We start from the raw sequence: 13943 nt of genomic DNA, 5'->3' as shown, positions 1-13943 counted from the left end.
GTGAACTGGTTCGGGTCGACGTCCTGGGCCAGGGCCATGTCGGTCCTTCCACGCGAGAGCCGGAGATCCGAAAGTGTTACCCGGACCGGCCGGTGTCACACCTGTGACTCAGCCCTCCGGGTGCAGCGCGGCGTCCGCCGGACCCCGTCGCCAGCCGGTGAAGCGGACCCGCAGCCCGCCCCGGCTGGGCGAGCAGCAGTACGGCCCGGCCGACGCCTGCGCCGCCGGGTCGAGCGGGGCGACGCGGACCAGCCGCCACGGCTCGTCGTCGCACCGGGCCCGGACGGTCAGCGCGTCCCCGGCCCGGCTCACCCGGACCGTCACCTCCCGGCCCGACCACTGCGGCACCGGCGCCACCGACCAGTCCGAGAACTCGTCGGTGACCACGGCGCCGACCTGCGGCGCGCCGTCGCTCACCTCGACCCCGGCCTTGGTCCACCGCCTCTCGTCCACCCGGACCAGCACACCGGCCTGATCGAACTGCTCCGAGTAGTCGAGGAGGAAAGACACCTCCACGGCGCTGCCCGCGCCGAACGGCGCGAGCAGTGCCGAGCCGTCGTCGTGCACGAAGCCGTAGCTGGTGCGCCGCCAGAAGTCGCTGCCGCCGTGCGGCTCGACGAGCAGGCCGCCGTCGACCGGCTCGGCCCGCTCGGGCGGGTTCAGCCAGTGGCCGGCGGACCAGTCGTACGCCTCGTTCATCCCGGCACCGTACCGGGTTTGACGGCGCGCACGTTCGGAGAAGTAGTCCTCGCATGGGTGACAGGTGGTATCAGGAGGCGGTCGTCTACTGCCTCGACGTCGACACGTACGCGGACTCCGACGGCGACGGAGTGGGTGACTTCCAGGGGCTGATCGGCCGCCTAGACTACCTGGCCCGGCTCGGCGTGACCTGCCTGTGGCTGAACCCGATCCATCCCTCGCCCAACGAGGACGACGGGTACGACGCGACCGACTTCTACAACGTCGACCCGCGACTGGGCACGCTCGGCGACTTCGCCGAACTGCTGCACCAGGCGAGCAACAGGGGCATCCGGGTGATCATCGACCTGGTGGTCAACCACACCTCGGACCAGCACCCGTGGTTCCAGTCCGCCCGGTCCTCGCCGGACTCGCCGTACCGGGACTGGTACGTCTGGGCCGACCACGAGCCGGCCGACCGCCACCAGGGCATGGTCTTCCCGGGCGAACAGCACGAGACCTGGACCTACGACCGGACCGCCAAGGCCTGGTACTACCACCGCTTCTACAAGTTCCAGCCGGACCTGAACATCGAGAACCCCAAGGTCCGCGCGGAGATCAAGAAGATCACCTCGTTCTGGCTCCAGCTCGGCGTCTCCGGCTTCCGGATGGACGCCGTGCCGTTCATCATCGAGCGCACCGAACCGGGCAACCCGAACTCGCCGAAGGACTTCGACTTCCTCACCGACCTGCGCCAGCACGTGCAGTGGCGACGTGGCGACGCGGTCCTGCTGGCCGAGGCGAACGTGGAGCCGGACGAGCTGCCCGTCTACTTCGGTGACGGCAGCGGCTCGGGCAACCGGATCCACATGCTGTTCGACTTCATGCTCAACGGCCGGCTGATGCTCGCCCTGGCCCGGGAGGACCCGGAGGTGATCATCGAGGCGTTGCGGGACACCCCCAAGCTGCCCACCGGCGGCCAGTGGGCCACGTTCCTGCGCAACCACGACGAGATCGACCTGTCCCGGCTCACCGCCGACCAGCGCAACGACGTGCTGGCGAAGTTCGGCCCGGACGAGAACATGCAGCTCTACGGCCGGGGCATCCGCCGTCGTCTCGCGCCCATGCTCGGCAACGACCGCCGGCACATGGAACTGGCGTACTCGCTGCAGTTCTCGCTGCGCGGCACGCCGGTGCTGCGCTACGGCGAGGAGATCGGCATGGGGGAGGACCTGTCGCTGGACGGGCGCGACGCGATCCGCACGCCGATGCAGTGGTCCTACGCGGACAACGCCGGCTTCTCCACCGCCGAGCCGGAGAAGCTGGTCCGCCCGGTGATCGACAAGGGCGAGTACGGCTACCAGAACGTCAACGTCACCGCCCAGCGCAAGGACCCGCGCTCGCTGCTCGGCTGGTTCGAGCGGATGATCCGGACGCTGCGGGAGGCGCCGGAGACCGGCTCGGGCAGCACCACCCACATCGACGTGCCGATGCCGCCGGGCGTGCTCGCGCACCGCGCCGACGGGCGTACCGGGACGATGGTCTTCCTGCACAACCTCGGCACCGAGGACGTCGAGGTGGACCTGAGCACGCTGGCCCCGGAGGCGGACCTGCCGATCGACGTGCTGAGCGACCGCAACTACGAGGACGTGGGCAAGCTCGACCGGCTCAAGCTCGGCGGGTACGGCTACCGGTGGATCCGGCTCTGCCGGGGCCACGGGCGGTAGGCGCGGCGTACCGGCGGGTTAAGCTCCTTCGATCGAGCCACAAGTTACCGGGAGGTAAGCATGTCGGAGGAGCCCCGCATCGCCGTCGTCACCGGAGCCGCGCGCGGCATCGGGGCGGCGACCGCCCGCCGGCTGGCGGCCGACGGCATGGCCGTCGCCGTGGTCGACATCGACGAGTCCGCCACCAAGGAGACGGTGGACGCCATCGGCTCGGCCGGCGGCCGGGCGCTCGGCGTCGGCGCCGACGTGTCCGACCGGGCCCAGGTCGAGGCAGCCGTGGAGCGGATCGCCGCCGAGCTGGGCGCACCGACAGTGCTCGTCAACAACGCGGGTGTGCTGCGCGACAACCTGCTGTTCAAGATGACCGAGGGCGACTGGGACACGGTCATGGGCGTGCACCTGCGCGGCGCGTTCCTGTTCAGCCAGGCCGCGCAGAAGCACATGGTCGAGGCGAAGTGGGGCCGGATCGTCAACCTGTCCAGCACGTCCGCGCTCGGCAACCGGGGCCAGGCGAACTACTCGGCCGCGAAGGCCGGCCTCCAGGGCTTCACCAAGACGCTGGCGATCGAGCTGGGCCCGTTCGGGGTGACTGTCAACGCGGTCGCGCCGGGCTTCATCGTCACCGACATGACCGCCGCCACCGCGGCCCGGATGAAGGTCGACTTCGACGCGCTCCAGAAGCACGCCGCCGCCGAGATCCCGGTACGCCGCCCCGGCCGCCCGGAGGACGTCGCGCACACCATCTCGTTCCTCGCCAGCGAGGGCGCGTCGTTCGTCTCCGGCCAGGTCATCTACGTCGCCGGCGGTCCGAAGGACTGACCGGCCCCCGACCCGGCGCGGGCCCGCTCAGGCGGGGTCGCGCCGGGTGCGCCAGAGCCAGAACAGACCGAGCACCGGCAGCACCAGCGGCACGTAGCCGTAGCCGCTGCCGAAGCCGGACCAGACCGTCTCGTCCGGGAACAGCTCCTTGTCGGCGATGCTCAGCACACCGACGCCGAGCACCCCGACCAGTTCGACGGCGCAGCAGGCCAGCGCGACCCGGCGGCCGGCGTGCCCGGCCCGGGCCAGCCCGACCGCCGCCACGATGTAGATCAGCGCCGCCACCGCGGACAGCAGATACGCCACCGGCGCCTCGTCGAACTTCGTGGCGATCTGCAGGCCGGCCCGCGAGGTCGCGGCGATGGCGAAGACGATGTAGACGGCGATCAGCAGCCGGCCCGGGCCGCGGTTGGTGGCGCGATGCTCGTGCGCGGTCGTGGTGTCAGCCACCGAGCGCCTCCCAGGTCTGCTGGAGCCGGACCGCCACGACCGGCGTGACAAGGCAGATCGCGCAGACGATGCCCGAGCCCCACCGGGTCGGCTCCATCCGCGCCAGCACCCAGGCCAGCGGCGGCAGGCAGACGAGCGTCGCCAGGTAGCCGAAGAACGCGCCCGGCTCGCCCGGCCGCTCGCCGCCGCCGAGCGCGACGAGCGCCACCACGGTCAGCGCGAGCAGCGCCACCTCCAGCACGGCCAGGCCGACGAACTGGATCCGGTCCGGCGGCCGGTGGCGTACCGCCGCCACCAGGGCCCAGAGCGCGACCGCCAGCGAGATCACGATCGCGACCGTGGCGAGCGGCCCGTCCACCGGCGATCCGGCGGCCGCCGCGACGGTCGTCGACACAGTGTCGTTCACCGGCACAGCCTACTAACCGGTGTAGTAGCGGCCCGCCCGCCGGGTCGAGGCGCGCCGGACCGGCCGGACGACTAGCGTGGATCACGGTCCCGGCGTACGCCGGTGGCGGACGTCGACGGCAGGGGGTCCGGGTGCGGTTCGGGTTGTTCGGCACGGGTTACTGGGCGGCGCAGACGCACGCCGCGGCCATCGAGGCGCACCCGCGGGCACGCCTCGCCGGCGTGTGGGGGCGCAACCCCGCCAAGGCGGAGGAGCTGGCCACCCGGCACGGCGTACCGGCCTTCACCGACGTCGACGCGCTGATCGACGCGTGCGACGCGATCGCCGTGGCGCTCCCGCCGGACGTGCAGGCCGACATCGCCGTCCGCGCCGCCACCGCCGGGCGGCACCTGCTGCTGGACAAGCCGTTGGCGCTCGACCTCGCCGGCGCCGACCGGGTGGTCGACGCGGCCCAGGCGTCCGGTGTGGCCTCGGTGGTCTTCTTCACCCAGCGCTTCCACCCGAACGTCACCGGGTTCCTCGCCTCGACCGCCGCGGCCGGCGGCTGGCAGCACGCCCGGGCCACCATGTTCGCGTCGATCTTCCAGCCGGGGAACCCGTACGGCGACTCGACCTGGCGGCGGGAGCGCGGCGCGCTCTGGGACATCGGCCCGCACGCGCTGTCGCTGATCCTGCCGGTGCTCGGCCGGGTCACCCGGGTCGCCGCGATGGACGGCCCGAGCGGTCTGGTGCACCTGCTGCTCACCCACGACGGCGGCGCCACCAGCTCGCTCTCGCTCACCCTGGACGCGCCGTCCGAGGCGGTCACCCGGGACTTCGTCTTCTTCGGCGAGAACGGCACCGAGACCGTCCCGCCCGGCGACGGCAGCGCGCTCCAGGCGTTCTCCACCGCGCTCGACCAGCTGCTGGAAGAGGTCGACGCGGGCACCCGCGACCACCGCTGCGACGTGCGGTTCGGCCGCGAGGTGGTGGCCGTGCTCGACGCCGCCGAGACCGCAAGGTCGCAGGGCCGCACCGTCGAGCTGTAAGGAAGGGCCCCTTATTAACGCCTCCGGTAGAGGAAGGGGCCCCTCTTAACACCCGCAGGTCAGGCGCCGGCCAGCGTGACGATCGCCTCGCCCAGTTCGGTGGGGGACTGGAACTCCTCGGCCGGCAGGGACCGCAGCGCCTGCAGCGCCTCGGTGCTGGCACCGTTCTCCTGGCCCCAGCGGACCAGGTCCTCCCGGGAGACCGGGTAGTCCAGCCCGGCCAGGAACTCCTGCAACTGCGCGCCGGTGACGGTCATGCCGCCCGGCTACCCAATGAGCCCGGCGCCATGCCCCCAGCCGGGCCCGCGTCCGCCGCTACGCCCGCCCCGCCGGACCCGGGCCGCAGCCGCCGCCGTACGCCCGCCGCCCGACTCGACGGCGGCGGTTTGTCCCGGCGGGCCCCGGGTAGCCGCGGACATGCTGGTTCAGCGGCTCGGCGCGCCGAGCGACTTCGACCCGCTGCTGGAGCGCGTCCGGGACGCCCGCGTGGTGATGATCGGCGAGGCGACGCACGGCAGCTACGACTACTACCGGCTGCGGGAGCAGTTGACCCGGCGGCTCATCGCCGAGCAGGGGTTCGACTTCGTGGCGGTGGAGGGGGACTGGCCGGACTGCGACCGGGTGCACCGGTCGGTGGTCGGCGCGCCGGACGGGCTCGCCGATCCGCTGGTCGCGCTGGAACGGTTCGAACGCTGGCCCACCTGGATGTGGGCGAACGCCGAGGTGGCCCGCTTCTGCCGCTGGCTGCGGGCGTGGAACCTGGAACGCCCGGAGGGGGAACGGGCCGGCTTCCACGGGCTGGACGTGTATTCCCTCTGGGAGTCGATGCAGGCCATCTTCGACTACCTGGGCGAGGAGGACCCGGCCTCGCTGGAGGCGGCGCAGGAGGCGTACCGCTGCTTCGAGCCGTACGGCAAGCGGCCCGAGGAGTACGCGATGGCCAGCCGGTTCGTCTCCGCCCGGTGCGAGGAGGAGGTGGTCCGGCTGCTGGCGCGTACCCGGGAACAGGCCGCCGCGGACGGCCCGGACCGCTTCTCGGCCTGGCAGAACGCGGAGGTGGTGGCCGGCGCGGAGCGGTACTACCGGGCCATGGTCGGCGGCGGCCCCGAGTCGTGGAACGTGCGCGACATCCACATGGCCGACACGCTCGACCGGCTGCTCGACCGGTACGGGCCGGGCTCGCGCGGAATCGTGTGGGCGCACAACACGCACGTCGGCGACGCCCGGGCCACCGACATGGCGGCGGACGGGATGGTCAACATCGGGCAGTTGGGCCGGGAACGGCACGGCCGGGACACGGTGGCGCTGATCGGCTTCGGGAGCTGGCGCGGCAGCGTGATAGCCGCTCCGCGCTGGGGTTCCCCGGCCGAGGCGATGGTGGTGCCGCCGGCCCGGAAGGGCTCGGTGGAGCACCGGCTGCACGAGCTGATGCCGGACCGGGCGGTGCTGGTCTTCGGCGGCGACGACCAGCCGGAGTGGGTGACCGGCGAGGCGGACCACCGGGCCATCGGGGTGGTGTACGACCCGAGCTTCGAGTCCTGGGGCAACTACGTGCCGACCCGGCTGGGCGAGCGCTACGACGCGTTCATCTGGTGCGACGAGACCACGGCGCTGCACCCGCTGCCGGCGCACGTCACGCCCGGCGAGATGGAGACGTACCCGGCGGGGGTGTGACCGGGTGGGGCCCGTCGGACCCCACCCGGTACGGCTCACACCTGGGCGTGCTGCTTCTCGGCGAGGTGGGCGCGCAGGCCCTCACCCTCGACGTCCACGTTGGGCAGGATCTTGTTCAGCCAGCGCGGCAGCCACCAGGCGGCGTTGTTCAGCAGCGACATGACCGCCGGCACGATGGTCATCCGGACCACGAACGCGTCGATGGCGACGCCGATCGCGAGCGCGAAGCCCATCGACTTGATGATCGGGTCCTCCAGGAAGACGAAGCCGCCGAACACCGAGATCATGATGAGCGCGGCGGCGGTGACCACCCGGGCGCCGTGCCCCATGCCGTTGATGGTGGCCTGCTGCGCGGTGTCGCCGTGCACGAAGTCCTCGCGCATCCGGGAGACCAGGAAGACCTCGTAGTCCATGGCCAGGCCGAACAGGATGCCGATGAGCAGGATGGGCAGGAAGCTGACCAGCGGGGCCGGGGTGTCCAGGCCGACCAGGTCGGCCAGGTGGCCCTGCTGGAACACCGCCACGGTGATGCCGAACGTGGCCGCCACGGTGAGCAGGAAGCCCAGCGCCGCCTTGACCGGCACCAGGATCGACCGGAACACCAGCATCAGCAGCAGGATCGACAGGCCCACCACCAGCAGCAGGTAGACCGGCAGCGCGTCGGAGAGCTTCTCGGACACGTCGATGCCGACCGCGGTGACGCCGGTGAGCAGCACGTCGGCGTTCTGGATGCCGGCGACCTGCTTGCGGATGTCCTGCACCACCGTCTCGGTGGCCTCGTCGGTCGGCCCGCTCTCCGGGATCACGCCGAGCAGCGCGGTACGCCCCGACGGGTCGACCTGCGGCGGGGCCACCGCGAGCACCCCGTCGGTCTTCTGGATCAGCGCGGTGACCTGCGGGATGGCGGCCTGGGTCGCCTGCGGCGAGTCGGCGGTCACCACGACCGCGAGCCGGCCGGTGAAGCCGGGGCCGAAGCCCTCCCGGATCAGGTCGCTGCTGACCCGGGCCGGGGTGCCCTCGGCGGCGGCGGAGGCGTCCGGCAGCGCCAGGCGCATGTCCTGGGCCGGGATCGCGAGCAGGCCGAGGCCGAGCAGCCCGACCAGGATCACCGGGATGCGCAGCTTGGTCACCCACCGCGCCCAGCGGAAGCCGAAGCCGGAACGGTCCTCCGAGCCGGTGGCCGGGTCCTCGACCGCCTTGCGGTCACGCAGCTTGCGCGGCAGCACCTTGTAACCGGCGAAGCCGAGCAGCGCCGGGGCCAGCGTGATCGCCACCAGCACGGCGATCGTGACGGTGCCGGCCGCGGCCAGGCCCATCACGGTGAGGAACGGGATGCCCACCACGGCCAGGCCGGCGAGCGCCACCACCACCGTGGCGCCGGCGAAGACCACAGCCGAGCCGGCGGTGCCGACCGCGCGGCCGACCGCCTCCTCCGGGGAGAGCCCGTCGAGGAGGTTCTGCCGGTGCCGGGAGGTGATGAACAGCGAGTAGTCGATGCCGACCGCGAGGCCGAGCATCAGCGCCAGGATCGGCGCGGTGCTGGTCAGCTCGACCGCGCCGCTGAGCGCGAACAGACCGGCCATGCCGACGCCGACGCCGATCAGCGCGTTCAGCATGGTCATCCCGGCCGCCACGAGCGAGCCGAACGTGATCACCAGGACGATCGCCGCGACCAGCACGCCGATGGCCTCGGTCGAGCCGACCTCCGGCTCGGCGTTCAGCACCTCGCCGCCGGGGGCGATCTGCCAGCCCTGCGCCTCGGCCTGCTCGCCGACCTTCTCGTACGCGTCGCGCTGCTCGTCGGTGATCTCGTCGACCCCGCCGGCGAACTGCACCTGGATCAGCGCGTAGCGGCCGTCCGGGGTGAGCGCCTGCGCCTGGTACGGGTCGACCGCGCCGACCACGCCGGGCAGCGTGGCCGCCTCCTGCGTGACCTGCTTGACCAACCCCTGGCCGGCGGGCGTGGTGAGCGCGCCGTCCTGTGGCGCCTTGATAGCGATCGTGCCGGTGGCGCCGCTGGCCGCCGGGAAGCGGTCGGCGAGCAGGTCGATCGCCTTCTGCGACTCGGTGCCGGGCATGGTGAAGTTGCTCGCCGTCGGGCCCCGCAGCGTGGCCGCGGCCAGGCCGAGGCCGACGAGTACGACGAGCCAGATGACGGCGACGAGTCGCCGTCGGCGCAGAGATGCCCGGCCGAGCCGGTACAGCAGGGTCGCCATGGACCTTCCTTGTCCTCGCAGGTTCGGATCAGATGGAGACTTCGAGCGCGCGGTACGCCACGGCGAGCAGCGCGGGTCGCAGCTGTTCGTCGGGGATGTCCAGGAACTCGCCGCAGGTCTCGGCGATGCCGGCGAGTACGACGAGCGCCGCGACCCGGGCCTCGGGCCGGTCGGAGAAGCCGGCGAACGCCGCGACCAGCCGTTCGGAGATCTGCTGGATGTGCATGAACGTGGGCTGCTGGAGCAGGTCGGAGAACTCGCCGCGGAGCAGCGCGATCTCGCGGCGGAAGCGGACCGCCAGGTCGACGAAGCCCTCCGCCGCGACGCGCTGTGCGTCCGCGCCGGTGTGCTCGGCGATCCGGGTGTCGAGTTCCTCCAGCACCGCGATGGCCGGCGCCATCAGCTCGCCGAGCAGCGCGTCCTTGCTGGCGAAGTGGTAGAGCACTGTGGCTTTGGAGCAGCCGACCTCACGGGCGATGTCCTGGAGTGAGGTGCCCTTGTAGCCGGTGACGGCGAACCGCCGAGCCGCCGCGGTGAGCAACTCGTCGTGGGTGGCCGGGGTGGGGCGCGCCATGACATCAAGCATGCCTGACCGATCGGTCAGGTGCTGACCGATCGGTCAGATAGAGCGCGTGGCGTTCGCCACATAAGGGCGATTTCAGTTGTTCAGGCCGGTGGGTGGCCGTGCCTACGGTCGTACTCGGCCCGGGCCGCGCTGATCGCCTCGCGGTGCCGTTCGGCCCAGCTGGTCAGCGCCACCAGCGAGTCGTACAGCTCGCGGGCCATCGGGGTGGCCGTGTACTCGACCTTTGGCGGCACGCAGGGGTGGACATGCCGGTCCAGCAGCCCGTCCCGCTCCAGGTTGCGCAGCGTCAGCGTGAGCATCCGGCGGCTGATCCCCTCCACCCGGCGCTCCAGCTCGGTGAAGCGGACCGGGCCGGCCGAGGCGGCGATCAGGATGCCGATGGCCCACTTCCCGCCCACCCGGTCCAGCGCCTCCCGCACGGTGCAGGCGCTCGCCTGCTCCGCCGCGCCCGATCCGCACCGGTCCGCCTCTGCCTCGCCCACGCCCCGATCGTCGCAGGTGCCGGCCGGTGAGGCGCGCGCCGGGCACCGTGTCGGGGTTGCCGAGCCGGGCCCGGCCCGGGATGGTGGTCCGATGGGCGCCGCCGACGAGACCCGGGCCGGAGTGTCGCTGACCAACCTCGACCAGCCGCTGTTCGACGGCGCCGGGGCGACCAAACGCGACCTGGTCGACTACCTCGACGCGATGGCTGACCGGATCCTGCCGGAACTGCGGGACCGGCCGCTGTCGGTGCTGCGGGTGCGGCCCGGCCAGGAGCCGTTCATGCAGAAGAACCTGCCGAAGTACACGCCCGACTGGGTGCGCCGTACCGAGGTGTGGGCCGAGGCGTCGCGCCGGCGCATCTCGTACGCCCTCTGCGACGACCGGCGGACGCTGCTCTGGTTCGCCAACCAGCGGGCCGTCGAATACCACCCGACGCTCGGCCGGGCCGCGCAGCCCGAGCACCCGACCCACCTGGTGCTCGACCTCGACCCGCCGGAGGGCGACTCGTTCCCGGCCGCCGTGCGGGTCGCGCTGCTGGTCCGGCAGGCGCTCGCCGACGCCGGGCTGGCCGGCGCGGTGAAGACGAGCGGCGCGAAAGGGCTGCACGTGATCGTGCCGGTCGACCCGGCCACCACGGCGGAGGAGGCCGCCGCCGCGACCCGGGCGCTCGCCGTCCGTACCGAACGGCTCGACCCGGCGGCCGCGACCACCGCGTTCATCGTCGCCGACCGCGGCGGCCGCGTCTTCGTCGACTCCACCCGGGCGTACGGGGCGACTGTGGTGGCCGCCTACAGTCCCCGGATCCGGCCCGGCGCCCCCGTGTCGTACCCGGTGGGCTGGACCGACCTGGAGAGCGCGAGCCCAGCCGACTTCACCGTGCGGACCGTGCCCGCGCTGCTGGGCGACCGGGATCCCTGGGCGGAGGCGCTGCCCGCGCCGCAGCGGCTGCCGGCGGACCTGGTCGAGCAGGGACGGACCATCCCGGTGGCCCGGGTGCAGGCGATGCACGAGGGCAAGCGACGCGCCAAGGCCCGCCGCGAGGCCGGGTGAGCCCGGTCCGCGTCAGCGCCGCCCGGTCCTCGCCGCCGGCGGGTGCTTGCCCCAGGTGAACGCGATCAGCACCACGGCCAGGGCCCTGGTGACGATCATCGTCCAGATCGGGTGGGTATCGGTGGCCGGGCGGCGGGCTCGCCCGCGTCCACCTCCCGCAGGATCCGCGCGGCGCGGGGCAGGTCGCCGCAGGCGGTTGCGCGGGCCGCGTTCGCCAGGGCCAGCCGGATGGCGCCGCCGGGGGAGGGGCTGCGCTCGTGCGCCCGCTGGGCCGCCGCCACTAGCTCGGCGGCGTCGGGGTGCCCGAACCGGGCCGCCAGCGACGCCAGCATGGTGAGCGTCCAGCTCCGCCCCGCGACGTCCAGCTCCTGGTTCAGCGCCCGCCCGAGGTACGTCAGGGACAGCGAGGGACGCTGGGTCGCGTAGTAGGCGCCGAGCCGCCCGAGCAGCATCGCCCGCTGGCGTGGCCCGTACCGGTCGGCGGCGACCTCCCGGTGCAGCATCCGCAGCGTCTCGTCCACCCGGCCCGCCAGGTAGAGGTTGTCGGCGACGTCGACCAGCCAGGCCAGGCGCGCCTCCGCCGCCCCGGGCGTGGGGGCGGCCAGCAGCAGATCAGCGGCCAGGCTGGGACCGACCGCCGGGTCGACCGCCAGCCGCGCGGCCAGCGCCGAGGCGGACCGGCTCACCGCCGGCAGGACCCGCAGCAGCTGCCGGGCCGCCTGGGCCGGGCGCCCGGCGTCGGCGAGCACCTCGGCCGCCGCCTCGCGCAGCGCCTGCCGCACCGAGGGCGGGGTGTCCCGCAGTACGTCGTCGCGCAACGCGATGGAAGACAGCCGCAGCCCGGCGGCGGTGTCGACGAGGAACCCGCGCGCGATCAGCTCCTCCACCGTCGCGTCGATCCGCTCGTCCGACGTGGTGCCGGTGTGCGCGGCCACCGCTTCGAGGAACCACAGCCCGCAGGGGGCGTCCGCGAAGGCGACGGCGCGCATCACCGATCGGTGCGCGGTGGTCAGCGAGGAGGGTACGCCCGTGTGCATCTTGGGGCGGTTGGTCAACGGAGTCTCGGGCAACTGGCTCACCTTCGCAGGTGCTGGGGTTCGACCCGTTCACCGCGAGGTTAGCCAGCCCGTGACCTGTACATTCCCGAATTCGGGGACACTGCCGCGCACGCCGCGGATACGACGAAGGCCCCTGACCGGGCTGGTCAAGGGCCTTGCGGTGATCTGATCTGGTGCCCCCGGCAGGATTCGAACCTGCGCTCCCGCCTCCGGAGGGCGGTGCTCTATCCCCTGAGCTACGGGGGCTCAGCGACCCGAGAAGAGTAGCAAACCCCCTCCCGGATCACCGAATCGGTACCCCGCGAGTCGATCTTCGTCGGATCAGGCGGCGGCGACGGCGCGACCACAGCTCGGCAGCGGATGCAGCACGACGCGCCGGGGCAGCCGACGGGGCCATTCGTTGCGCGGCCACGAGCCGTCCACGATCAGGTGCACCGTGCGCTCCTCGGCGCCGCTGAGCCGCAGCACGAAGTCCCGGGGCAGCGGAGGATCCACCGACGGCGTGGTGACCATGAACCGCACCCGTCCCCGCGACGAGACCGCCGAGACCACGTCGGCGGCGGGCATGGTGCCGCGCAGGCGTACCCGGCCGATCCAGTAGACCTCGGCGGCGTGCTCCTGGGCCGCCCGCGTGATCGTCGGGTACTCGCTGCGTACCCACCGCTCGACCGCGCTGACGCACAGGCCGCAGGCCCGCTCGCGCGGCTCGCGCGGCCCCAGACCCCAGGCCCGCAGGTACGCCCCGACGGTGCCGGCGTCCATCGCCAGCCCGAACCGGCGCTCGATGAGGGCGGTCAGGCTCTGCCGTGTCCAGAGCTCCTCGTCGAGGCCGAACTCGTCGGGGTGGACCCCCCGGAGCACGTCGATGAGTTCGAGTTCCTGTTCGCGGCTGAGCGTTCCCGGCTCGCCCTGCCGCAGTCCGCGACGGACGGCTGCCACCGCTCCGTCACCGCCGATGGTGTGGCGTCGGCACCAGCTGGTCACCGACCGCCCTGCGTCTCTGAGTGCAACCCCCACGTCTTGGGCAACGAGCCCGAATCGCAACTGGTCACGATATGTGGGTAGAAAACTCTCCAACCCCCACAATGACCCGTTAACCCCAAACCGTTACAAACCCCCAAACCGGGACATCTCGCCCCCGGCCCCAACCTTCGACGTGGCCTCTCCGTCCCACCTCGACCGGCCCGCCTGCCCCGAACACATCACCCCGGGTCACGAGCCCACCCTTAATCGACTCCATCTCGCCGAAGTGGTTGCATCCCACCCACCCTGATCTCGCCACCTCCCCGAACTGGTGTCGATCAAGAGCGGGGATAACGCCACCTCCCCGAGCTGGTGTCGATCAAGCTCCGAACCGGAAGCGCGGGTACGCGAGGCGGGCGGGGTGCCCGGTCGGGCCGGCCTTCGGCCACCAGCCGACCCTCGGCACGGCCACCCCGTCCCACCCCGTCCTACCTCGACCGGCCAGCCTGCCCGAGCACATCACCCTGCTCCTGATCCACTCCACCTCGCCGAAGTGGTTGCATCCCACCCACCTTGACCCCGCCACCTCCCCGAACTGGTGTCGATCAAGGGCGGGGATAACGCCACCTCCCCGAACTGGAGTGGATCAAGAGCGGGGAGGTGGCCGCTTCCCCGAGCTGGTGTCGATCAAGAGCCAGACCGGAAGCGCGGACGCGCGAGGGGCGGGCGAGGATGCCCTGTCGGTCCGACCCGGGCCGTCCTCACCCATCCTCCCGCGATCTTGCACTTGCGGCCCTCCCGTAAC

14 protein-coding genes and 1 tRNA gene are annotated in these 13943 nt (G+C 72.5%); 5 read left to right on the top strand and 10 right to left on the bottom strand.

Features of this window, described 5'->3' with window-relative positions; translation table 11 throughout:
- Positions 1–108: 108 nt before the first annotated feature.
- Positions 109–699, bottom strand: coding sequence for a DUF1349 domain-containing protein (locus tag KBX39_RS08125; protein ID WP_043328581.1), 591 nt, complete (start codon positions 697–699; stop codon positions 109–111).
- 53 nt (positions 700–752) lie between these two features.
- Here KBX39_RS08125 and KBX39_RS08120 point away from each other — a divergent pair, with 53 nt between their 5' ends.
- Together KBX39_RS08120 and fabG are read left to right on the top strand one after the other, a co-directional pair.
- Positions 753–2405: an alpha-amylase family protein gene (locus KBX39_RS08120; protein ID WP_043328583.1), complete on the top strand. Its 1653-nt coding sequence runs from the start codon at positions 753–755 to the stop codon at positions 2403–2405.
- 60 nt (positions 2406–2465) lie between these two features.
- Positions 2466–3224 (top strand): 3-oxoacyl-ACP reductase FabG, encoded by a 759-nt coding sequence (fabG, locus tag KBX39_RS08115; RefSeq protein ID WP_043328584.1) that lies wholly within the window; start codon positions 2466–2468, stop codon positions 3222–3224.
- Between the two features lie 27 nt (positions 3225–3251).
- Here the strand turns inward: fabG and KBX39_RS08110 are convergent, their stop codons facing one another.
- Both KBX39_RS08110 and KBX39_RS08105 read right to left on the bottom strand, forming a co-directional pair.
- Complete coding sequence (locus tag KBX39_RS08110; RefSeq protein WP_043328585.1) at positions 3252–3674, bottom strand: hypothetical protein; 423 nt, start codon at positions 3672–3674, stop codon at positions 3252–3254.
- Positions 3667–4086 (bottom strand): hypothetical protein, encoded by a 420-nt coding sequence (locus tag KBX39_RS08105; RefSeq protein WP_030503177.1) that lies wholly within the window; start codon positions 4084–4086, stop codon positions 3667–3669. The genes KBX39_RS08110 and KBX39_RS08105 overlap by 8 nt, the downstream gene beginning before the upstream one ends.
- A 125-nt stretch (positions 4087–4211) precedes the next feature.
- Here KBX39_RS08105 and KBX39_RS08100 point away from each other — a divergent pair, with 125 nt between their 5' ends.
- Positions 4212–5108, top strand: coding sequence for a Gfo/Idh/MocA family protein (locus KBX39_RS08100; protein WP_043328587.1), 897 nt, complete (start codon positions 4212–4214; stop codon positions 5106–5108).
- A 59-nt stretch (positions 5109–5167) separates the two neighbouring features.
- On the opposite strand, the gene KBX39_RS08095 is transcribed toward KBX39_RS08100, so the two are convergent.
- Positions 5168–5365, bottom strand: coding sequence for a DUF2795 domain-containing protein (locus KBX39_RS08095; RefSeq protein ID WP_043328589.1), 198 nt, complete (start codon positions 5363–5365; stop codon positions 5168–5170).
- Between the two features lie 160 nt (positions 5366–5525).
- Between KBX39_RS08095 and KBX39_RS08090 the strand changes: the two genes are divergently transcribed.
- On the top strand, positions 5526–6782 hold the full coding sequence (locus KBX39_RS08090) for an erythromycin esterase family protein (protein WP_064447850.1): 1257 nt from the start codon (positions 5526–5528) through the stop codon (positions 6780–6782).
- A gap of 35 nt (positions 6783–6817) precedes the next feature.
- Here KBX39_RS08090 and KBX39_RS08085 read toward each other — a convergent pair whose 3' ends face one another.
- From KBX39_RS08085 to KBX39_RS08075, 3 genes are all read right to left on the bottom strand, one after another.
- Positions 6818–8998: an MMPL family transporter gene (locus KBX39_RS08085; protein WP_069087382.1), complete on the bottom strand. Its 2181-nt coding sequence runs from the start codon at positions 8996–8998 to the stop codon at positions 6818–6820.
- Positions 8999–9026: 28 nt separating this feature from the next.
- Entirely contained in the window at positions 9027–9572 is a 546-nt protein-coding gene (locus KBX39_RS08080; protein WP_043328594.1) for a TetR/AcrR family transcriptional regulator, read from the bottom strand.
- Between the two features lie 92 nt (positions 9573–9664).
- Positions 9665–10066: a helix-turn-helix domain-containing protein gene (locus KBX39_RS08075; protein WP_043328596.1), complete on the bottom strand. Its 402-nt coding sequence runs from the start codon at positions 10064–10066 to the stop codon at positions 9665–9667.
- A gap of 91 nt (positions 10067–10157) precedes the next feature.
- On the opposite strand from KBX39_RS08075, the gene ligD reads away from it, so the two are divergent.
- A complete protein-coding gene (gene ligD / locus KBX39_RS08070) occupies positions 10158–11117 on the top strand; it encodes a non-homologous end-joining DNA ligase (protein ID WP_104114537.1) in 960 nt (319 codons plus the stop codon).
- A 95-nt stretch (positions 11118–11212) separates the two neighbouring features.
- Here ligD and KBX39_RS08065 read toward each other — a convergent pair whose 3' ends face one another.
- The 3 genes from KBX39_RS08065 to KBX39_RS08055 all read right to left on the bottom strand — a co-directional run bounded on the left by KBX39_RS08065 (position 11213) and on the right by KBX39_RS08055 (position 13192).
- Positions 11213–12187 carry a hypothetical protein gene (locus KBX39_RS08065; RefSeq protein WP_247659976.1) on the bottom strand — a complete coding sequence of 325 codons (975 nt, stop codon included), beginning with the start codon at positions 12185–12187 and terminating at the stop codon, positions 11213–11215.
- 159 nt (positions 12188–12346) lie between these two features.
- Positions 12347–12421: transfer RNA gene (locus tag KBX39_RS08060), tRNA-Arg, on the bottom strand.
- A gap of 75 nt (positions 12422–12496) precedes the next feature.
- The gene (locus KBX39_RS08055) at positions 12497–13192 is read right to left on the bottom strand and encodes a winged helix-turn-helix domain-containing protein (protein WP_064447847.1); all 696 of its coding nucleotides are present in this window, start codon (positions 13190–13192) and stop codon (positions 12497–12499) included.
- Positions 13193–13943 lie beyond the last annotated feature (751 nt).

This window comes from Micromonospora sp. D75 (assembly GCF_018070405.1).
In the GTDB taxonomy this organism is placed as follows: Bacteria; Actinomycetota; Actinomycetes; order Mycobacteriales; family Micromonosporaceae; genus Micromonospora; species Micromonospora chalcea.
Note: the sequence above shows the minus strand (reverse complement) of the source record. Positions and strands in the feature narration are given on the sequence as shown.